Raw genomic sequence first — 20226 nt, 5'->3', positions numbered from 1 at the left:
CTAGTGGCGAGTGTGATCTGGTTGCGGGATGGCGGCCAGCAACGTTCTGGTGTACTCGTGCTGCGGGCTGGCAAAGATGTCTGCGGCGTCGCCGTACTCCACCATCGCGCCGCGGTACATCACCGCCACCCGGTGGGCGAGGTGTTTGACCACCGACAGGTCATGCGAGACGAACAGATACGACAGGTCGAACTCGTCCTGCAGGTCGAGTAGCAGGTTGATGATGCCGGCCTGAATGGACACGTCGAGGGCGGACACCGGTTCGTCGAGGGCCAGAATCTTGGGCTGCAGCGCCAACGCTCGGGCGACACCGATCCGCTGCTTCTGGCCGCCGGAGAACTCGCCGGGGTAGCGGCTCGCATCGGCACGGCGCAGCCCGACGATCTCCAGCAGCTCGGCAACCCGCGCGTCGATGCGCTGCTTGTCGAAGCCGTTGGCCTGCAACGGTTCGGCTAGCAAGTCGAAGACAGGTAGCCGAGGGTCGAGGGAGGCCACCGGATCCTGGAAGACCACCTGCAGGTCCCGGCGCAGTTCGCGCCGGCGGGCGGCTGTCAACGTCGCGACATCGTTGCCGAGCACCTCGATGGATCCCGACTGCGGCGCGGTGAGCTCGAGGATCTCGTGCAGAGTGGTCGATTTTCCGGAGCCGGATTCGCCCACGATGCCCAGGGTCTGCCCCTGGAGCAGGTCGAAACTGAGGCCGTCGACCGCGCGGACCTCACCGGTCTGGCGGCGAAACACCACACCCTTGGTCAGCCGGTAGGTCTTGACCAGATCGCGCACCCGGATGACCACCGGCGGCTCGGCGATCTCGGCAACGGCGGCCGGCTGGGTGGATACCCCGTAGATCTGCGCCGCGGAGCGCCCCGTCACCTCCTCGGTGCGGATGCAGGCTGCCGAATGGCCTTCGGCGACTGTCAACAAGGCAGGCTCCTCAGCGCGGCAGTCGTCGATGGCCAGTGGGCAGCGCGGCGCGAAGGGGCAACCCGGCCCCAGGTTCACCATCGTCGGCGGTGCGCCCGGAATCGGGACCAGCCGGGTGCCCTGCGGCGAACCAAGCCGGGGCACCGACCCCAATAAGCCTGCGGTATAAGGCATTCGCCGGTCGCGGTACAGGTCGTCGACGCCGGCCACCTCGACCGCGCGACCGGCGTACATGACCAGAGCGCGGTCGGCGAACTCGGCCACCACCCCGAGGTCGTGGGTGATGATCAACACGCCCGCCCCGGTGATGTCGCGCGCGGTCTTGAGAACGTCGAGGATCTGCGCCTGCACGGTCACGTCCAGGGCCGTCGTCGGTTCGTCGCAGATCAGCAGATCGGGGTCGTTGGCGATCGCGATGGCGATAACGACTCGCTGCCGTTCGCCGCCGGAGAGTTCGTGGGGGAAGGCCCGCGCGCGCCTGCCAGGCTGGCGATGCCGACGAGCTCGAGTAATTCGATAGCCCGGGTGCGCGCAGCCTGCTTGCCGACGTCGCGGTTGTGCACCCTGATCGCCTCGGCGATCTGGTCGCCGACGGTGTAGACCGGGGTCAGTGCGGACATCGGATCCTGGAACACGGTCCCGATTCGCTTGCCGCGGACCTGCGACATGTCGGCGTCGGACAGGCCGAGGAGTTCCTGGCCACCCAGCCGCACCGAGCCGGATACTGTGGCGTACTCGGGCAACAAACCGATGACGGCCATGGCCGCCGCGGACTTGCCCGAGCCCGACTCGCCGACCATCGCGACGACCTCACCCGGCCGGACCTGGTAGGTCAGGCCGCGTACGGCGTCGAGCTCGCCGGTGTCGGTGGGAAAGGTCACGCCAAGATTGGTGACCTCCAGCAGGGTGTCGTTCATGAGCTGGTCTTCTTCGTGCGCCCACGCCGTAGCGTGGCGCTGCCCGGGTCGAGCGCGTCGCGCAGTCCGTCGCCGGTCAGGTTGGCGCACACCAGGATCAGCACCAGCACGCCGGCCGGGAACAGGAACACCCACGGAAACGTCGTCGCCGATTTCGTGCCGTCGGCGATCAGGGTACCCAGCGAGACGTCGGGTGGCTGGACGCCGAAACCGAGGAAGCTCAAACCGGTTTCGGCCAGGATGGCGACCCCGACGTTCAGCGCGGCGTCGATGATCAGGATCGAGGCCACGTTGGGGATGATGTGGCGGGTGATGATCCGCCAGCTGGGTACCCCCATATAGCGTGCGGCCTGGACGTATTCGCGCTCCCGCAGGCTCATCGTCAGGCCGCGGACCATCCGGGAGCTGACCATCCAGCTGAACCCGGCCAGCAGCACGATCAGCAGCGCGATGTTGGCAGAGTTCTTGGTGCGTGGGGTGATGATCGCGATCAGGATGAAGCTGGGGACCACCAGCAGCAGGTCGACCAGCCACATCAGGGCGCGGTCACGCCAGCCACCGAAGTACCCGGCGATCGAGCCGACGGTGGCGGCGATCGCGGTCGAGATCACCGCCACACACACGCCGATGAGCATCGACTTCTGCATGCCGCGCAGGATCTGGGCTAGTAGGTCCTGACCCAGGGCGTTGGTACCGAGCCAGTGATCGGTGCTGGGCGGGTCTTGGAGCGCGTAGAAGTCGAGCTCGGTATAGGACCACGGCAGCAGCGGAGGCAGGGCGTAGCAGCCGATGAACAGTAGGGCCAGCACCACCAGCGACGCCATTGCCGGGCGATTGCGGGCGAACCGGCGCAGCACCAGTGTGCGCCGGGAGGCGAACTCCTCGGGCTTGACCCCGGATCTCGCGGTGGTCGCTTCGGTCATGTCACCCTCACCCGGGGATCGAGAATCGCGTAGATGACGTCGGACAGCAGCCCGGCCAGCAGCACGACCGCGCCGGAGAACAATGTGATCGCGGCGACGATGTTGGTGTCCTGGGTGGCGATGCCCGCAACCACCCATTCGCCCATGCCGTGCCAGCCGAAGATCTTCTCGACGAACACCGCCCCGGTGACCAGGCCTGCGACGCCGTAGGCGAACAGCGTCGCCATTGGGATCAACGCGGTGCGCAGCCCGTGTTTGAAGAGGGCCTGCCGACGGGTGAGTCCCTTGGCGCGGGCGGTCCGGATGAAGTCCTGACCGAGGACGTCGAGCATGGCGTTGCGCTGGTAGCGGCTGTAACCGGCGATCGCGCCCAGTGCCAGGGTGACGGTGGGCAGGATCAGATGCTGCAACCGGTCGACGAACTGACTCCACGGACCTCCGGTCGCGTCGGGTGAGGTCTCGCCGATGTACTCGAAGATCTGCACTCCCAGAACGGAATTGATCCGTAGCGCGGCCAGGATCGCCATGTTGGCGATCACGAATGTCGGGGTGCTGATCACCAACAGCGACAGCAGGGTGATCACTCGGTCGGACAACCGGTATTGGCGGATCGCGCCCCAGGCTCCTACGACGACTCCGATGACGGTGCCCAGCACCGAGCCGATCACCAGCAGGCGCAGGCTGACCCCGATCCGCCGCCCCAGTTCGTCGGACACTGGCTGACCGTTGACCGTGGTGCCGAAGTCACCGCGCACAGCTCCGGCTACCCAGTGGCCGTATCGCAGCGGAATGGGCTTGTCGAGATCCAGCTCTGCGGCTTTGGCGTCGATCACCGCTTGCGGTGGGCGCGGATTGCGCTGCAGCAGGCTGTTGAGGGGGGAGAAGGTCAGCGAAGTCAGGGTGAACGTCAGGAACGAGGCCAGGGCCAGCAACACCAGGTAGTTGAGCAGGCGGCGCGCCAGGAATCGCGTCACAGGCCGCCGTCCACTGCTCGGTGCATGCAGCACAGGGTAGGAGATGTCGAGCGGAAACGACGGGAAGGGGGCCGGGTTGCTTTGCTGAGGACCGGGTCAGGGGGCCGATTTGCGGCGAGTCTGGAGCGCGGTGGTGCAGGTGGGGGTTTCGGCCGCACAGCTCATGGTTAACCAATTGTCAGCGGACTGGCAGCCGAGCCCGTCTGTGCAATACCGACCGAGACCGATTGGAAGTGACGAGATGACCAGTACGTCCACCCGACGAACCAGTATCAAAGCGCTGTCCGCCGTGGTCGGCGGCAGTGCGATCGTGGCCATGGGGGCGCTGGCCGTGGCGGCGACCGAGCAGGGCAGCGGCGGCATGATCGTCTCCGATCCCGGCACGTTCACCTCGCCGGTGACCTCGGAGATGACCACCGGTGAAACCACGAAGTCGACTGAGGTCGAACCCACCGAATCGCCGGAGGTTGCCACCCCGCCGGTTACCGCCACCACGCCCGAGGCGCCCTAACGCCTCAACTACTCCAGGATTCGGTGAACTTGGCCACCGATGTCCGCACCCGATCGGCTACCGTGTCGGCGTCGGCCGGCGGCGGAGCGCCGCCGAACGCGGTGGCCAGTCCGGCCACCGCTCGGTCGGCGAGGGGCTGCCAGGTGGCCGCCCAGCCCTCGATGACCTGCCGGTTGTCGGGGTTGCGGGCGATCGCGTAGTGGGCCAATTCAGCGCTCCACGCCTGGCTGCGGGTGGTGTCCACCCGGGACTCCTGCAGCAGGGCCGCGGTGAGACCGTCACCGTTGGCGCTGGCCAGGTCGACGAAGGCCTCCTTGAGCAGGGCGTCCAGCGTCGGCTTGAGGACGAGGTTCAAGGCGGTGAACGCCTCGCCCCAGTCGTAGGCCAGCAGTAGTCGCTCCAGCGCTTCGCGCGCGGGCTGCCACGCCTCGTCGGTCTCCCAGACTCGGCGGGTGGCCTCGGTGTTAGCCAGCTGGGTGCCGTGGCTCAGGGACAGTGATTTGGCCCGGTAGGCGATCCATTGCAGGGCGCGGAGTTCGTCGGCGGCCTGGAAGAACGCGGCGTTGGTGATGTAGGCGCTGGGCGCCAGTTGGCCGACGTAGAGCCCGGCGATCTGCAACACATGAAGGGCGAATCGGGCTGGGACGTACACCCGCTCCAACACCGCCACCCAGGCCGGGTCCAGCTTCTCGTCGTGATCGAGCTCCTCGTAGTGGTCGACGACGCCCTCGGCGTAGACCTCACGTTCGTGCTGCAAAGCGATGTAGCGCCGGTAGTTCAGGGCCGCCGGGTCCCGGAAGCCTTCCCAGTCGCCTGCTTGCAGCGGCGACCCTTCGCGGTGTTTCAGATACCACTGGTTGATGGGGCTGTGCGGGTCGAGGTCGAAGGGGGCGGGCTTGCGATTGAAGTGGTAGTGGAACTTGCCCGTGACGACCTCGTACTCGGTGGGTTTGCGGCGGGTGTCGCCGATGACGCTCCAGGTTTTGAGCCGGCGGGGGGTGGCGGCGGTCATTGTCAGTCCTCTCGTTCCAGAAACCAGTGCAGTTCGTCGTCGCCGACATAGCGCATCCGGCCGGCGAATCCGGCGATGGCCGGCTCCAGTGACGCCAGCGGAATTGATTCGCCCGCAGCATCTTCCAGGCTCGTGCGGGTCACGCGCAGGAACCATGGCGCGTGGATGCGCACGTAGCCGGCGTGGTCGTCGATGGTGATGTCGGCGTTGGGGTTGTCGACGCTGATCGCCTCGGTGAGGGCAGCGACGATGTCGGGGTCGAAGCCGCGCACGATCGGGCCGACGAGTTTGGGTTCGGAGCTGGTCATGTCGGGTCTCCGTTCAGCAGTACTGCGATCTGGTCGCCGTCGCGGCGCACCGGATAACTGCGCAACCGGCAGCTGGGTGGGTTCATCCCGGCCCCGGTCGACAGGTCGAACTCCCAGCTGTGTGCCGAGCAGGTCAGCACGCCGTCGGTGACTTCGCCGTCGGCGAGCGGGAATCCGGCGTGCGGGCAGCTGCCCTCGTAGGCCCGGATCTCGCCGTTGCGCAGGTGCGCCAACAGGATCGGCTGGTCACCGAGGTAGAACTCGGCGACTTCGCCTTCCCACAGTTCATCGACGGTGGTGACCGGGGTCCAGGCCAGGGTCTCACTCATAGAACGCCTCGACGTGATCCAGTGGTCCCACTCTGGCGGCGCCGATCGTCACCGTGGGGTCGAGGACATTGCCGTTGTGGCGCAGCAGAATTGGAGATTCCTTACGTGCGACGCGGCGGCCCACGACATGGTGGGCGATCTGCTGGCCCACCGATTCCACGGTGTCGCCGTCGTCGACGGGGATGAGCAGTTCGAGGATGTCGCCGTCGAAGAGGGCGGTCAGGGGCAGAAGTGCCATATCTAGTCTCCTAACTCTTCTTGGCCCAGGCGTAATCGTCGGCGTCGCGGCCCTGTTCGTCTGGGGACAGCCCGAAGTACTCCAGGACGGTGCCCAGGTCGGGTGGACTGATCTCACCCGAGAGCACCCGGTCAATCAGGGACTGGTGGCCGGCGAAGCGCTCCGGGCGTTGGGTGAAGATCCACCGGCACGGCTCGGAGCAGAACAGATACTTGCGCCCGTCGTGGACATGGGTCAACGGTGCCGGATCGGTATGGGCGCCGACGATCACCCCGGCGGCCCGCACGATCGGCAGCTGGCACATGTTGCACGTGATCGGAAGTGTCTCGGGCAGCGTCGCGGCGATGTCGCCGTTGCGGACGTTGTCGGTGATGACGTCCCAATGTTTGCCGAAGTCACGATTCCAGCCGGGGTACTTCTCTTCCAGCCACAGGCGTTCCTCGGCGGAGACCCCCGCGTCGGGGTTCCACCACACCGTTGGCCGGTAGTTCCACACTCCGAGGTGGATGGCGTGGTGATACCAGGTCAGCTCGTCGATGAATTCCTGCCAGTACCAGGGATAGTCGAGGCCGAAGTCGCGGAACTGGTCGGCGAACTGCTTGACCACCCAGTCCTCGATGAACTCCTTGAAGCTCATCCGCCGGCTCCCCAGCGGGGTGTAGTAGTCCATCGACAGTCCGGTGAGTAGCGCGAAGATCCGCCACGACCGCCAGAACATGTGGTCGATGAGGAATTGGCCCCACTCCTTCTCGCCGTTTTCGATCAGCACCTTGATGGTGGGCTCGCCCTGTTGGGCATGCCGGGCCTCGTCGGTCTGGATGGAGGAGATCAGCGCGCCGAACTCCAGATCGCCGACGTCGATAGCGTCGGCGGCCATGCCGAGGAACTGCAGGTTGGTGAAGCCGGTCTCCAGGGTGAACGTCAGCTGCAGGGCAATCGAGGTGGCGTCGTTTGCCACGAACATGTCGTCGAATAGGTAGCGCACGGCCAACACGATCCAGTCGTTGGTGTGAAAAGCCTTGAGCGCCCAGTCGCCCCGCGGCTCTTTGTCGAGCAACCCGTAGGGGAAGAACGCCTGGATCTGGCCGTGCCGGACCTCGTCGAGGGTCCCGAACGTCGCGGTGTTGCGCCAGGCCGCGGCACGCCCGAAGCGACCCATTCGTGCCTCGCCGATCGAGGCCAGATACTCCGGCATCGTGATGGCGCCGTAGTGCGCGACGATCACCGACTTCCAGCCGGGGTCGAGCGCGTCGAAGAATTTCGAACGGCCGATCGCGTTCTTCAGCGAGTAGGTGGTGGTGTCCTTGGTGACCTGATTGTGGACGTACTCGCGGTAGCCGATCTTGTACGGCTCGTCCCACTTGAGCCAGCCCTCGGCCGACACCCGGTGGGAACCGGAGAGCGGTTCGGGGAAGACCTCGTCCTCGGTGACGTACCGGAACGTCCAGTTGGTGTCGCGGGCGAGGTCGTACCAATCGCTGCGGGAGAGTTTGGGCATGGGCGGTCCTCGTGATCTGCGGGCTCTTGGGCTGAACCCCTGCTATGAGGGTGCGCACGATGCCGAGGATTCCTAAGTATTCAGATCAGGCTGATTCTCACCGGTGCCTTCCGGTGATCGCCGCCCTTACGATCCACCCGGCAGCTGTGTGCAACACACGAGAAAAGAGGAGGCGCAGTGACTGTCACCGAGGAATACCTGGCCAACAACGCCGAGTACGCCAAGAGCTTCACGGGTCCGCTTCCGTTGCCGCCGAGCAAGCACGTCGCGGTGCTGGCGTGCATGGATGCGCGGTTGGACGTCTACCGGATCCTCGGCCTCAAAGACGGTGAGGCGCATGTGATTCGCAACGCAGGCGGGGTCGTGACCGATGACGAGATCCGTTCGCTGGCCATCAGCCAGCGGTTGCTCGGCACAAGGGAGATCATCCTGATCCACCACACGGACTGCGGCATGCTGACGTTCACCGATGACGTGTTCAAACGGGAGATCCAGGACGAGGTCGGCATCAAACCGGAGTGGGCGGCTGAATCGTTCACCGATCTCGACGAGGACGTTCGCCAGTCGCTGCGCCGCATCGAGCTCAGCCCGTTCGTCACCAAGCACGAGTCGTTGCGAGGCTTCATCTTCGACGTCGCCACCGGCAAGCTCAATGAGGTCGTTCTCTGAGAGCCGACGGGGAGCGCCACCCCAGCCTGGACTCGAAGATCGTTGCGGCGCTGGACCGCATCGGCGACGCGCTGCATGTTGTCGCCCGGCGGGCTGCCGAAGCCAACGAGCTGTCGAGTACCCAGTTGCGGGTGCTCAGCTGGTTGCATGTGGGCTCGCCGCCGGCGGCCCGCAGCACGGCCCTGGCCCGCGAACTCAACGTGTCCGACCCGACGGTCAGTGACGCGATCGGCGCGTTGACCCGCAAGGGCCTGATCGAACGACGGCGTGATCCCCGCGATGGCCGCAGCCATCAGCTCGTTCTGACCGCGGCCGGCAAGCGCACGGCCGCGGCGATCCACCGCTGGACGGCGCCGGCCGAGATCGCCACCTCGAAGCTCGATCGCGTCGAGGCCGAGCGGCTGCTGGACAGTTTGATCGCGGTAATGGGTCAGCTTCATCACGCCGGGCTGATGCCGGTGAGCCGCGCCTGCAGTACCTGTGTTCAGCTGGGCGTGGGGCCGGACTCGCCGCGCAGCTATCACTGCTTGTTCTATGACACCCCGATGGCCGTCGCGGATCTGCGGGTGGACTGCGTCGACCACGTGAGCGCGGGGTAGTTCCGCCCGCCGGCCGGTCGAGCCCGGGGCGAGTGCACACAACCCTTGACTTCGTTCGTTCTGCTCGCTAAATTCCGGGTAGCTTTGTAATTCTGGTCAAACCTACCAACTTTACGAGGAAACTAATGGCAAGTCCGGTGGTCGAACGCCCCAAACCGGGGCAGTACGAGCTGAGCCATCTGCGGGCCCTCGAGGCCGAGGCGATCCACATCATCCGCGAGGTCGCGGCCGAGTTCGAGCGACCGGTGTTGCTGTTCTCCGGGGGTAAGGACTCGATCGTGATGCTGCACCTGGCGATCAAGGCCTTCGCGCCCGGGCGGCTGCCGTTTCCGGTGATGCACGTCGACACCGGACACAACTTCGAAGAGGTCATCGCCACGCGTGACGAACTGGTCGCCCGCCACGGCGTGCGGCTCGTCGTCGCGAGCGTCCAGGAGGACATCGACGCCGGCCGGGTCGTGGACAACGGGCCGTCGCGCAACCCCCTGCAGACCGTCACACTGTTGCGCGCGATCCGGGAGAACAAGTTCGACGCCGCGTTCGGCGGTGCCCGCCGCGACGAGGAGAAGGCCCGCGCTAAGGAGCGCGTCTTCAGCTTCCGCGACGAGTGGGGGCAGTGGGACCCCAAGGCGCAGCGGCCCGAGCTGTGGAACCTCTATAACGGCCGGCACCGCAAGGGCGAACACATCCGGGTGTTCCCGCTGTCGAACTGGACCGAGTACGACATCTGGGCCTACATCGGTGCCGAGGACATCTCCTTGCCGGCGATCTACTACTCGCACCGGCGGCCGGTGTTCCGCCGGGACGGGATGCTGCTCGCGGTGCACGAGTTCCTCAAGCCGAACGCCGACGAGGAAGTGTTCGAGACCTCGGTGCGCTTCCGCACCGTCGGTGACGTCACGTGCACCGGCTGCGTCGAGTCCACCGCGGTCACCGTCGACGAGGTGATCGCCGAAACCGCGGTGTCCCGACTGACCGAACGAGGCGCCACCCGCGCCGACGACCGTATCTCCGAGGCCGGCATGGAAGACCGCAAGCGGGAAGGCTACTTCTGATGGCAACACTCCTCCGGCTGGCCACGGCCGGCTCCGTCGACGACGGCAAGTCCACCCTGATCGGCCGGCTGCTCTATGACTCCAAGGCCGTGATGGAAGATCAGCTCGCCGCGGTCGAGCGAACGTCCAAAGAGCGTGGCAATGACTACACCGACCTGGCGCTGGTCACCGACGGGCTACGGTCCGAACGCGAGCAGGGCATCACGATCGACGTCGCCTACCGCTACTTCGCTACGCCCAAGCGCAAATTCATCATCGCCGACACTCCTGGGCACCTCCAATACACCCGCAACATGGTGACCGGCACGTCGACCGCCCAATTGGTGATCGTGCTCGTCGACGCTCGGCACGGCCTGCTGGAGCAGTCCCGCCGCCATGCCTTCCTGGCATCGCTGCTCGGCGTGCAGCACGTGATCCTTGCGGTCAACAAGATGGACCTCATCGATTGGGACCGTGAGCGGTTCGAGTGGATCCGTGACGAGTTCCACGCGTTCGCGGCGCGGCTGGACATCCACGATGTCACCACCATCCCGATGTCGGCACTGCACGGCGACAACGTGGTGACCAAGTCCGACAAGACGCCGTGGTACGACGGGCCCGCGCTGCTATCGCACCTCGAGGACGTCTACATCGCTGGGGACCGCAACCTGGTGGACGTCCGCTTCCCGGTGCAGTACGTCATCCGGCCGCAGACCGTGGAACACGCCGATCACCGCAGCTACGCCGGCACGATCGCCAGCGGTGTCATGCGCCCCGGCGACGAGGTCGTCGTGCTGCCCGCCGGCAAGACCAGCCGGATCACCGCCATCGACGGACCGACCGGTCCGGTGACCGAGGCGTTCCCCCCGATGGCGGTGTCGATCAGCCTGGCCGATGACATCGACATCTCCCGCGGCGACATGCTGGCCCGCCCGCAGAACCAACCGACCACCACGCAGGAATTCGACGCCACGGTGTGCTGGATGGCCGACGAGGCCACGCTGGAACCCGGTCGCGACTACATCATCAAGCACACCACCCGAACCACCCGGGCGAGGGTGAGCGGGCTGGACTATCGCCTCGACGTCAACACCCTGCACCGCGACAAGAGCGCAACGGCGTTGAAGCTCAACGAACTCGGCCGGGTCACACTGCGTACCCAGGTCCCACTGCTGCTCGATGAGTACGTGCGCAACGCCGCAACCGGGTCCTTCATTCTGATCGACCCCGACACCAACGTGACGGTGGCCGCCGGGATGGTCCGCGACACCGCGCCGGCATCCAGCCGCAGTGCCTCCCCGAACACGGTGCGCCACCAGTCGCTGGTGAGTGCCGGTGAGCGGCTGACCAAGGGGCGCACCCTGTGGTTCACCGGCCTGTCTGGCTCCGGGAAGTCGTCGGTGGCCGTCCTGGTCGAGCAGAAACTGCTCGAACATGGTTGCCCCGCATACATTCTCGACGGCGATAACCTGAGACACGGACTCAACGCCGACCTGGGATTCTCGATGGCCGATCGCGCCGAAAATCTGCGGCGGCTGGCCCACATCGCGACGCTGATGGCCGATGCCGGCCTGACCGTACTGGTGCCGGTGATCAGTCCGCTCGAGGAACACCGCGAGCTGGCCCGCACTGTGCACGCCGACCAGGGCGTGGAGTTCTTCGAGATTTTCGTCGACACCCCGCTGGAGGACTGCGAGAAGCGTGATCCCAAGGGCCTCTACGCCAAGGCGCGTGCCGGAGAGATCACCCACTTCACCGGGATCGACAGCCCGTATCAGCGTCCGAAGAATCCGGATCTGCGGCTCACCCCCCAGTACAGTCCCGACGAGCTGGCCCAACAGGTCATCGACGTGCTGGACAGTCGCCGGTGAGCGATCACGAACTGGCCGCCACCTTGGCCACGGAGGCGGGCAGATTACTGCTCGACATCCGTCGCGAGCTCTCGGACGCCTCGGCTGCTGAGCGAAAAGCAGCGGGGGACAAGCGGTCTCACGACTACCTGATGGAGGCGCTGGCCGCGGCCCGGCCCGATGACGCGGTGCTCTCCGAAGAGGGGGCCGACGATCCGGTCCGGCTGCGCAGCGAGCGGGTGTGGATCGTGGATCCGCTCGACGGCACTCGGGAGTTCTCCGAACTCGATCGCGACGACTGGGCCGTGCACGTCGCACTCTGGCAGGCCGGCGATTTGATCGCCGGCGCGGTGGCGCTGCCCGCGCAGGGCATCACCTTTGCCACCCCGCACGTCCCGGCACCTCCGCCCGCCCCCGCCGCACCGCGGATCGTGGTGTCGCGGACCAGACCCCCGGCGATCGCGCTGCAGGTTCGCGACGCCCTCAACGGCACGCTGGTCGAGATGGGCTCTGCCGGAGCCAAAGTCGCCGCGGTGGTCCAGGGCCGCGCCGATGTCTACGTCCACGCGGGCGGTCAGTACGAGTGGGATTCGGCCGCGCCGGTGGCAGTGGCCCGGGCTGCCGGGCTGCACACGTCGCGCATCGACGGCTCGGCGCTCCAGTACAACCGGCCCGACCCCAAGCTGCCCGACGTGGTGGTATGCCGGCCCGAGTACGCCGAAGCGGTGCTGGCCGTAACGCAGTAGCGTGATGTGTCATGAGTGAGCTCACGACATTGCGCGCGATGGCCGGTCTCCCACTGCAGCCGGCGAGTCTGGGCACCTCGGCGCTGGTCCTGATTGACTGCCAGAACACCTACACACGCGGTGTCATGGAACTCGATGGCGTGCAGGCCGCACTGCAGGAGGCGGCCACGCTGCTGGACAGTGCGCGCTCAGCGGGGATTCCGGTCATTCACATCCAGCATGACGACGGTCCCGGATCGCTGTACGACATCAGCGGTGAGAGCGGCGCGATCGTGCCGATCGTCGCCCCCCGCGAGGGGGAGCAGGTCGTGGTCAAGAACTACCCGAACGCCTTCGTGCAGACCGACCTGGACGAACGGCTCAAGGCTGTCAACGCCGAGAACCTGATCCTGGCGGGCTTCATGACGCACATGTGCGTGAATTCCACCGCTCGTGGCGCGTTCAACCTCGGCTATGCACCCACCGTGGTGGCGGCTGCGACGGCAACCCGGGCATTGCCGGGACCGGATGGCGGGTCGTCGGTGCCGGCCGCGACCCTTCAGGTTGCGAGTTTGGCCGCCCTGGGGGACCTGTTTGCTGTCGTCGTTGCGGAGGCGGCCGCGATCCCGGCTTGAGATGCTTTGCCGGGCGCGAACCTGAGAAAGTGGCGCCAGAAACCTGAGAGAGTCCGGCTCGGCGACCCCGGGTGACGGGTCCCTACTGGCGCGGGACCTAGGTCCCCGGTTCTGATGACGCAGACGTAATAATTAGCTCTTTCGCGAGCCGTCCTTGCCATCTAGCCATGTCAGACGATATTTCGCAGTTTACGGCAAGTTAACTCGTCTGAATTTTCCCGGTCATGTCGAAAAATTTGTCCGACTAAAACGTCAATTTCTATTTTCCCTCAGGTTTTTCTCAGGTACCTTCAGGTTCGTCAGTGTTGACCACACCCGGGAGGGATTGAAATGCAAATCTCCGTACGATCACAGCTCATAGCGGGGACTGCCGCGGTGGTTGGCGCCAGCGCCATCGCCATGACGCCCGTAACCCAGGCCAATCTTGCTCTGCCTGCGCTTCACATGCCCTCCGCCGCGACGGTTGACGTCGCCCTGGCTGGCTTCGACAACCCGTTGTCGGAGGTGTTCAAGACTCTGGGGCAGACCAACACCCTGATCTTCGGTTCGGGCGATGCGCTGGGTGACTACCCGTTCATCCTCAACCTCACCGGCTTGGCGACGATCAAGGCCGGCTACGCCTTCAACGCCACGGGCATCATTCCGCAGATCATCAACGACCACCTGCCGATCATCAGTCAGCTGGGCAAGAACGGCTCGGCCTACCTGGACAGCTCATTCAACGCCCTCTACTCGGTCGGTTACACCCTCAACGAGGGGCTCTGGAACGCGACCGGGGAAGCCCTCACGCTGAATTTCCCGGCGGCCATCAACACGTTGTTGGAGGCCGTCCAGGTCGCCGGTCAAACGGCCCTGCAGTCGGGCGCCTACGTCCTGAACAATGTTGTCGCCAAGGCGAGTGCGCTGCTGTCTGCGGTTCCGACGCTGGCGAGCCTCGTCGTCAACAGCACCCTCGGGCAAGCCTAGGTGCTGGTTGGCGCGGTGGTGAAGGTGGCGCAGAACATCGTGGCCGGCGTCGAGGCCGGCAACTTCGAGGCCACCTGGAATGCCGCCGTCGACGGATTCTTCGGCCCGAACGGTATTCCCGGCGTGATCAACGCGTTGACCATCGGTGCGGGGGTCCAGACCGACGCAACGACCGTTGTCCCGAGCGTCCGTGGCGTCATTCAGGCCGCCGTGCATGGCGTCGCGACGGCGCTGGCCACGACGGCGCCGAGCCCCGGGCCGGTTTCGCCGCCGGCTGCAGCCGAGTCGGCCGCACCGTCGGCAGCGGCGCTGCGCTCGGCGGCGGCCGTGGAGTCGTCGTCGAGTGAGGCCACTGCCGCTGATGAGGGCTCCGGCTCCAACAGCGCCACGCCTGGCGACAACTCCAACGCTGGCAGCGAGTCCAAGGGCGACACTGCCAAGGCCGGCGCCAAGCACGGCCTGGGCGGTTCCAAGAGGGCAGCGGCCAAGGCTTCGGCCAGCAAGTCCGCGGAGTAACTCACTGCGCTGACGAGGTGCCCCTCCTTCTTTGTTCGAGGAGGGGCACCTTGTTGTGCGGGTTCATCCAGCATGGCGTAATTCGCGGGGACGGAGGCTGTGCCTTCTCAGCTTTTTCTCAGGTATTGTTGAGCCGGGAAAGCCCGGAAATCCACAGGAGGTGACACGCGGTGCGGCGGGGTATCGGCGCGATCTTCACCACGGGTGTCGCCCTTGTCGGCGCATTCGTTGTGGTTGCCAATCCGGTCGTGGCGCCACCGGCAGACCTCCGGGTACCGGCCGTTGAGCTCTCGGCCGGCGCCAGCGCATCGACGGACGTGCCGGATCAGTCGTTATTGAATGCGATAGCTCAAGATCCCGCAGAGGCCGGCCTCACGGAGGTCCTCAAAAGGTTGCTGGCCAAGCTCGTCACCGATGCCGCCGAGCTCGGCGGGCAGTCGGTCGACGGAGCGTTGTGGGCCCAGGCCTCGCTTGCACAGCGGCCGGCGCCCACCGCAGCCGCGTCGCCGCATCCGTCGGCTCAGGCGAGCGTCAGCGTGCCCGTCCTCAGCTCGCCTCGTGTTTCGCCGAGCGGCGTCGTGACCGACATCCCCGAGACGCTCGTGCAGCACATCGTGATCTCGATGGTCGACGGCGTCGGGTACGCCGACAGTGCGGTCACCACAGCCCTGCAGGCAGCGGCCGCACGCCTGGTCCCGTCGAGGATCGTCGGCGACGCCATCGGCGCCGAACTCGGCAAGCCGTTGGCCGAGCTGAACGATTTCCTCGGGCGACCGGTGAGTCCCACCTCGAATTTTTTCACTCCCGCCGCGGTGACCTCGATCACCGGCCCGGTGTCCAGCCCAGCCGGGCCGGCTCGCCGTGCTCTCGCTGCGTCGGCACGATCGGCGATTGCGCTGCATCCCGCCCGAACCTCGGAAAAGGCGACCGCGGGCAATGGTGCCACCGATCTGAGCGACGGCAACAAGACGGTCGCACGGGCACGGCACGCCCAGGGCCAGGTGCGGCGCACTATCGCGGCGGCCGTCGACGCCGCCCGGGCCTCGGCGAAGCGGGCCGATTCCGCCGTGGGCAAGGCGATCGGGTCGCATCGGTCCTAGTCGTCGGCCGCCCGTCGGCCGCGCAGTGGCAGAATTCGCGGAATGCGGATGTCAGCGAAGGCGGAGTATGCCGTTCGCGCCATGACTCAGCTTGCCTCCTACGGCACATTGGTCAAGACCGAGGATCTGGCGAAGGCCCAGGGCATCCCCGCACAGTTTCTCGTCGACATCCTGTCCGACTTGCGAACCGACCGGCTGGTGCGAAGCCACCGCGGGCGCGACGGCGGCTACGAACTCGCCCGCCCCGCTACCGACATCAGCATCGCCGACGTGCTGCGTTGTATCGACGGGCCGCTGGCCAGCGTGCGTGACATCGGTCTGGGTGACCTGCCCTACAGCGGACCCACCGCGGCACTGACCGATGTATGGCGAGCGTTGCGCGCCAGCATGCGATCGGTGCTGGAAGAAACCAGCCTGGCCGACGTGGCTAGCGGAAACCTGCCCGACCACGTTGCCGACCTGGCTCGCGCCTATCTGGGCCAGGAGGACCGGCGCGGACACAGCGGGTAAGCACTGCAGGTGGGCGCGGATCCATCGGGTCGGGCGAGGAGTTGCATGACGTTGCCGGCCGGATCGCGGGCGCCACGGTCGCCGCCACGGAGCGAGCACCGTTGCCAATCAGCCACTCTCGGCCGCTGCGGGCAACGGCGGTCGGGTGCGCGGGGCGGTATGGCCCCTGTCGCTGGGACACCGATCGACGGGCCGATGCGCCCGAGTCGGCCGCGGCCCGTAGGGTCTGTGACTTATGGCAACACCGCAGACCCGGGTCGAAGTGCTGGGCGGTATCGGGCCCAACTGGTTTGCATCCGTGATGGGTACCGGGATAGTCGCGACGGCGGGTGCCACACTTCCGGTGCAGTTCTGGGGTTTGCGCGCCTTCACCGAGGTGGTGTGGGTGATCGCCGCGGTACTGCTGGCTGGGCTGATCGTCGTGGTGGGCGGTCACTGGCTCCGGCATCCGACGGTGGCCCGGACCCACGCCCGTAATCCTCAGATGGCGCATTTCTACGGAGCGGCGCCGATGGCGCTGCTCACCGTCGGCGCCGGTGCGGTCCTGGTCGGCCGCGGTGTCATCGGCGAACGGCTCGCTGTTGACCTGGATTGGGTGTTGTGGACCGCGGGCACGCTCGGCGGGCTCTTCACCGCGGTCAGCATTCCGTACCTGATGTTCACCCAGCACGACGTCGAACCGGATGCCGCATTCGGCGGCTGGCTGATGCCGGTGGTTCCGCCGATGGTGTCGGCCGCCTCCGGTGCGCTGCTCATCCCGCATATGGCGCCCGGCACCGGACGCACGACGATGCTCTACGGCTGTTATGCGATGTTCGGCCTTTCGCTGGTGGCGGCGTTCATCATCATCTCGATGATCTGGAGCCGGCTGGTGCTGTTCGGCACGTCGGGCACCGCGCGGGTCCCCACGCTGTGGATCGTGCTCGGCCCGCTCGGTCAATCCATCACCGCCGCCGGTCTTCTCGGGCTCAACGCGGCCCTGGCGGTCGATGCCCGGCTGGCCGAGATCATGAACGCGTTCGCCATCGTCTTCGGGGTGCCGGTGTGGGGGTTCGCCGTGCTCTGGATCGCGCTGGCCGCATCATTGACGATCCGCACCCTGCGGCGGGGGATGCCATTCGCCCTGACCTGGTGGAGCCTGACGTTCCCGGTCGGCACGTTCGTCACCGGGACCACTCAGCTGGCCGTGCACACCGGTCTGCCGGCGTTCACGGTTGCCGCGGGGGTCGCCTACGCCGGGTTGTTGAGCACCTGGCTGTTGGTTGCGGTGCGCACCATGCGCGGCAGCGTGCGCGGTAACCTCCTGCGCCCGCCGCCAAGCGCCGGGCCGGTGCGCGCCCGTAAAGACCCGCGGCCGTAGCGCTACTTGCGGGCGGTCAGTTCGAGGGCGATGTTGTCGGGATCGCGGAACTCGAGGATGTAGGCCGCGCCGATGTCTTTGACCGGCTCGTGGGCGATCCCGAGTGAGTCGAGGTGCGCGGCGGCCCGTTCCAGTTCCGCCCTACCGGGCAGCGGGAAGGCGAGGTGGTCCAGGCCCACCCGGTCCTCGTCGAAGGTCCCGGTACCGACGGGGCGAAGACCCAGTAGCGCCCCACCCAGGTTGTAGATGACGCCACCGAACAGGAACGACAGCCGCTCTCGGGTCGCGTCGTCGGCGTCCGGCGGGAGTTCTGCGTACACCGGCCAGCCGAACACATTGTCGTAGAACTGTCGCGAACGCTCGATGTCGGTGACGGTGAGGCGTACGTGGGCGATGGCGGTGGTGGCGATCGACATGGGGCTCATGGTGCCAGTACCGACCGAACGGCGCGGGCGTCCGGACCGGACATGCCAGAATCGCGAGCGTGCAGATTGGTATGACGCTGCCGGTCATGGAACCGGACATCGACGCGGGCATCCTCAAACGCTGGGCCCAGGCAATCGACGAGGGGCCGTTCTCCTCGTTGTGCTGGGGCGAGCGCATCGCTTTCGGTAACCCCGACTCGCTGACCCTGCTGGGGGCGCTGTCGGGGTGGACCGATCGCGTTCCCTTGGTGACCACCGTCGTGGTTCCGCAGTTGCATGACCCGGTGATGCTGGCCAAGGCATTGGCCACCGGCGACATGTTGTGCGGCGGGCGGCTGACGGTGGGCATCGGGGTTGGCGGCCGCCACGAGGACTACCGTGCCGTCGGTGCCGACCCGAAGAGCCAGACCATGCGGGATATGGCCGAGCGGGTGGCGGTCATGAAACGGGTCTGGGCGGGGGAGAAGATCACCGAATCGGTGCTACCGGTCGGTCCGCGCCCCGCCCAAGACGGCGGACCGCGGCTCCTGGTCGGCAGCATCGGGCCCAAGACGGTGCGCAGCGCCGCCGCGTGGGCCGAGGGGCTGGCCGGCATCACCCTTGACCTCGATCTGGACAAGCAGGACGAGCTGTTCGACGTGGCCCGTGCCGCGTGGGCCGATGCTGGCAAGCCGAAACCCCATCTGGGGACGTCGTTTTGGTTCGCCCTCGGCGATGGTGCGGGTCCTCGCGAGCAGGTTCACCGGCACCTGCGCCACTACATGAACTGGATCCCGTCCGAGTACGTCGACGCGATAGCGCCGACCACCGGATGGGCGGGGACCGACGAGGAGCTCGTCGCGGTGCTGCGCCGGTTCGCCGAGATCGGCACCAGCGAGGTGCACCTCATTCCCACCAGTTCAGACCTCGACCAGCTGCGGCGGGTCGCCGACCTGGTCGGTGAAATATCCGCCCAAACCGACGTTTCGGCGTGAAAGCGCGAGTAAGCCACGCCATTTCGTCGATTTCGCCGAACAACGATGAGGTGAGGCCATGACCCAGCCGTATGGCAACTACCAGATCGAGGTCTACTTCCAGGGCCTCACCGGGGTACTGCCCAGCCTGCCGATGTCGTTCGACGAGCTGGAAGCGCGCGCTGCTCAGGCGCTTTCGCCGTCGCTGTGGTCCTATGTCGCCGGCGGCGCGGGCGACGAGCGGACCCAGCGCGCCAACGTGACCGCGTTCGAGCAGTGGGGCCTGATCCCGCGGATGCTGGTCGGGGCCACCGAGCGCGACCTGTCGGTCGAACTGTGGGGGCGGCGCTGGCCGGCGCCGGTGTTCATGGCGCCGATCGGGGTGATCGGTTTGTGCACCACCGACCGCCACGGCGACATCGCGGCCGCCCGCGCGGCCGCCCGCACCAATGTGCCGCTGTGTGTATCGACACTCACCATGGATCCGCTGGAGGATGTCGCCGCCGAATTCGGAGACACGCCAGGGCTTTTCCAGCTCTACACCCCGACCGATCGGGAGCTGGCCGAAAGCCTGGTCCACCGCGCAGAGGCGGCCGGCTACGCCGGCATCGTGGTCACGCTGGACACCTGGGTGCCGGGCTGGCGGCCGCGTGATCTGTCGATGGCGAACTTCCCTCAGCTGCGAGGGATGTGCCTGGCCAACTACATCAGCGATCCACACTTCCGGGCGAAGGTGGACGCCGATATCGATGCCGACCCCCGCAACGCGGTCCTGCATTGGATCAGCATCTTCGGTAACTCGCTGACGTGGCCGGACCTGTCGTGGCTGCGGTCGCTGACGTCATTGCCGTTGATCCTGAAGGGCATCTGCCATCCTGACGACGCCCGCCGCGCCATCGACGCCGGGGTAGACGGTATCTACTGTTCCAACCACGGCGGTCGCCAGGCCAACGGCGGGCTGCCGGCAATCGACTGCCTGCCCGACGTGGTGGACGCCGCTGGTGACGTGCCGGTGCTGTTCGACTCCGGTATCCGCTCCGGAGCCGACATCGTCAAGGCGCTGGCCATGGGGGCCACGGCAGTCGGCATCGGCCGCCCCTACGCCTATGGCGCGGCGTTGGCCGGAACCGACGGGATCGTGCACGTGTTGCGATCGATGCTGGCCGAGGCGGACCTCATCATGGCCATCGACGGCTACCCGACACGTGGCGACCTCACGCGCGGCGCGCTGCGGTCCGTGCGACAGTAGG

At 66.7% G+C, this 20226-nt stretch carries 22 protein-coding genes and 1 pseudogene; 14 read left to right on the top strand and 9 right to left on the bottom strand.

What is annotated here, in order from left to right; genetic code table 11:
- From oppD to oppB, 3 genes and pseudogenes are all read right to left on the bottom strand, one after another.
- A pseudogene (oppD, locus tag ADBZ9K_RS09705) lies at nucleotides 1-1841 on the bottom strand (oligopeptide ABC transporter ATP-binding protein OppD).
- Nucleotides 1838-2764, bottom strand: a complete 927-nt coding sequence (gene oppC / locus ADBZ9K_RS09700; RefSeq protein ID WP_526619853.1) for an oligopeptide ABC transporter permease OppC — start codon at nucleotides 2762-2764, stop codon at nucleotides 1838-1840. The pseudogene oppD and the gene oppC overlap by 4 nt, the downstream one beginning before the upstream one ends.
- Nucleotides 2761-3738 (bottom strand): oligopeptide ABC transporter permease OppB, encoded by a 978-nt coding sequence (gene oppB / locus ADBZ9K_RS09695; RefSeq protein ID WP_526619852.1) that lies wholly within the window; start codon nucleotides 3736-3738, stop codon nucleotides 2761-2763. Before oppB ends, oppC begins: the two co-directional genes overlap by 4 nt.
- A gap of 241 nt (nucleotides 3739-3979) precedes the next feature.
- Between oppB and ADBZ9K_RS09690 the strand changes: the two genes are divergently transcribed.
- Nucleotides 3980-4249 (top strand): hypothetical protein, encoded by a 270-nt coding sequence (locus ADBZ9K_RS09690; protein ID WP_526619851.1) that lies wholly within the window; start codon nucleotides 3980-3982, stop codon nucleotides 4247-4249.
- A gap of 4 nt (nucleotides 4250-4253) precedes the next feature.
- Here the strand turns inward: ADBZ9K_RS09690 and ADBZ9K_RS09685 are convergent, their stop codons facing one another.
- Genes ADBZ9K_RS09685 through ADBZ9K_RS09665 form a run of 5 tightly spaced genes read right to left on the bottom strand, consistent with a single transcriptional unit; the run spans nucleotide 4254 to nucleotide 7634 of the window.
- Entirely contained in the window at nucleotides 4254-5261 is a 1008-nt protein-coding gene (locus ADBZ9K_RS09685; RefSeq protein WP_526619850.1) for a ferritin family protein, read from the bottom strand.
- Nucleotides 5262-5263: 2 nt separating this feature from the next.
- Nucleotides 5264-5569 carry an MmoB/DmpM family protein gene (locus ADBZ9K_RS09680; RefSeq protein ID WP_526619849.1) on the bottom strand — a complete coding sequence of 102 codons (306 nt, stop codon included), beginning with the start codon at nucleotides 5567-5569 and terminating at the stop codon, nucleotides 5264-5266.
- Nucleotides 5566-5898 (bottom strand): Rieske 2Fe-2S domain-containing protein, encoded by a 333-nt coding sequence (locus ADBZ9K_RS09675; RefSeq protein WP_526619848.1) that lies wholly within the window; start codon nucleotides 5896-5898, stop codon nucleotides 5566-5568. Before ADBZ9K_RS09675 ends, ADBZ9K_RS09680 begins: the two co-directional genes overlap by 4 nt.
- The gene (locus tag ADBZ9K_RS09670) at nucleotides 5891-6136 is read right to left on the bottom strand and encodes a toluene-4-monooxygenase system B family protein (protein ID WP_526619847.1); all 246 of its coding nucleotides are present in this window, start codon (nucleotides 6134-6136) and stop codon (nucleotides 5891-5893) included. Before ADBZ9K_RS09670 ends, ADBZ9K_RS09675 begins: the two co-directional genes overlap by 8 nt.
- A gap of 10 nt (nucleotides 6137-6146) precedes the next feature.
- The gene (locus ADBZ9K_RS09665) at nucleotides 6147-7634 is read right to left on the bottom strand and encodes an aromatic/alkene/methane monooxygenase hydroxylase/oxygenase subunit alpha (RefSeq protein ID WP_526619846.1); all 1488 of its coding nucleotides are present in this window, start codon (nucleotides 7632-7634) and stop codon (nucleotides 6147-6149) included.
- Nucleotides 7635-7811: 177 nt separating this feature from the next.
- Between ADBZ9K_RS09665 and ADBZ9K_RS09660 the strand changes: the two genes are divergently transcribed.
- The 11 genes from ADBZ9K_RS09660 (at nucleotide 7812) to ADBZ9K_RS09610 (ending at nucleotide 17598) form a co-directional block, all read left to right on the top strand.
- Nucleotides 7812-8303: a beta-class carbonic anhydrase gene (locus ADBZ9K_RS09660; RefSeq protein ID WP_526619845.1), complete on the top strand. Its 492-nt coding sequence runs from the start codon at nucleotides 7812-7814 to the stop codon at nucleotides 8301-8303.
- A 26-nt stretch (nucleotides 8304-8329) separates the two neighbouring features.
- Nucleotides 8330-8902 carry a MarR family winged helix-turn-helix transcriptional regulator gene (locus tag ADBZ9K_RS09655; RefSeq protein WP_526620867.1) on the top strand — a complete coding sequence of 191 codons (573 nt, stop codon included), beginning with the start codon at nucleotides 8330-8332 and terminating at the stop codon, nucleotides 8900-8902.
- A gap of 125 nt (nucleotides 8903-9027) precedes the next feature.
- A complete protein-coding gene (gene cysD, locus ADBZ9K_RS09650; RefSeq protein ID WP_526619844.1) occupies nucleotides 9028-9957 on the top strand; it encodes a sulfate adenylyltransferase subunit CysD in 930 nt (309 codons plus the stop codon).
- Nucleotides 9957-11807: a sulfate adenylyltransferase subunit CysN gene (gene cysN / locus ADBZ9K_RS09645; RefSeq protein WP_526619843.1), complete on the top strand. Its 1851-nt coding sequence runs from the start codon at nucleotides 9957-9959 to the stop codon at nucleotides 11805-11807. Before cysD ends, cysN begins: the two co-directional genes overlap by 1 nt.
- Nucleotides 11804-12532: a 3'(2'),5'-bisphosphate nucleotidase CysQ gene (locus ADBZ9K_RS09640; RefSeq protein WP_526619842.1), complete on the top strand. Its 729-nt coding sequence runs from the start codon at nucleotides 11804-11806 to the stop codon at nucleotides 12530-12532. Before cysN ends, ADBZ9K_RS09640 begins: the two co-directional genes overlap by 4 nt.
- 11 nt (nucleotides 12533-12543) lie before the next feature.
- Nucleotides 12544-13146, top strand: a complete 603-nt coding sequence (locus ADBZ9K_RS09635; RefSeq protein WP_526619841.1) for a cysteine hydrolase family protein — start codon at nucleotides 12544-12546, stop codon at nucleotides 13144-13146.
- Between the two features lie 399 nt (nucleotides 13147-13545).
- Nucleotides 13546-14112 carry a hypothetical protein gene (locus ADBZ9K_RS09630; RefSeq protein WP_526619840.1) on the top strand — a complete coding sequence of 189 codons (567 nt, stop codon included), beginning with the start codon at nucleotides 13546-13548 and terminating at the stop codon, nucleotides 14110-14112.
- Complete coding sequence (locus ADBZ9K_RS09625) at nucleotides 14113-14628, top strand: hypothetical protein (protein WP_526619839.1); 516 nt, start codon at nucleotides 14113-14115, stop codon at nucleotides 14626-14628.
- Nucleotides 14629-14798: 170 nt separating this feature from the next.
- On the top strand, nucleotides 14799-15728 hold the full coding sequence (locus ADBZ9K_RS09620; protein ID WP_526619838.1) for a hypothetical protein: 930 nt from the start codon (nucleotides 14799-14801) through the stop codon (nucleotides 15726-15728).
- Nucleotides 15729-15770: 42 nt separating this feature from the next.
- Nucleotides 15771-16238 (top strand): Rrf2 family transcriptional regulator, encoded by a 468-nt coding sequence (locus ADBZ9K_RS09615; RefSeq protein WP_526619837.1) that lies wholly within the window; start codon nucleotides 15771-15773, stop codon nucleotides 16236-16238.
- 235 nt (nucleotides 16239-16473) lie between these two features.
- Nucleotides 16474-17598: a TDT family transporter gene (locus ADBZ9K_RS09610; protein ID WP_526619836.1), complete on the top strand. Its 1125-nt coding sequence runs from the start codon at nucleotides 16474-16476 to the stop codon at nucleotides 17596-17598.
- A gap of 2 nt (nucleotides 17599-17600) precedes the next feature.
- Here the strand turns inward: ADBZ9K_RS09610 and ADBZ9K_RS09605 are convergent, their stop codons facing one another.
- A complete protein-coding gene (locus tag ADBZ9K_RS09605; protein ID WP_526619835.1) occupies nucleotides 17601-18014 on the bottom strand; it encodes a VOC family protein in 414 nt (137 codons plus the stop codon).
- Between the two features lie 80 nt (nucleotides 18015-18094).
- On the opposite strand from ADBZ9K_RS09605, the gene ADBZ9K_RS09600 reads away from it, so the two are divergent.
- Together ADBZ9K_RS09600 and ADBZ9K_RS09595 are read left to right on the top strand one after the other, a co-directional pair.
- Nucleotides 18095-18997, top strand: a complete 903-nt coding sequence (locus ADBZ9K_RS09600) for an LLM class flavin-dependent oxidoreductase (RefSeq protein WP_526620865.1) — start codon at nucleotides 18095-18097, stop codon at nucleotides 18995-18997.
- 58 nt (nucleotides 18998-19055) lie between these two features.
- Nucleotides 19056-20225 (top strand): alpha-hydroxy-acid oxidizing protein, encoded by a 1170-nt coding sequence (locus ADBZ9K_RS09595; protein WP_526619834.1) that lies wholly within the window; start codon nucleotides 19056-19058, stop codon nucleotides 20223-20225.
- Nucleotide 20226: the final 1 nt, after the last annotated feature.

Source organism: Mycobacterium sp. (genome assembly GCF_965229265.1).
Lineage (GTDB): Bacteria > Actinomycetota > Actinomycetes > Mycobacteriales > Mycobacteriaceae > Mycobacterium.
Note: the sequence above shows the minus strand (reverse complement) of the source record. Positions and strands in the feature narration are given on the sequence as shown.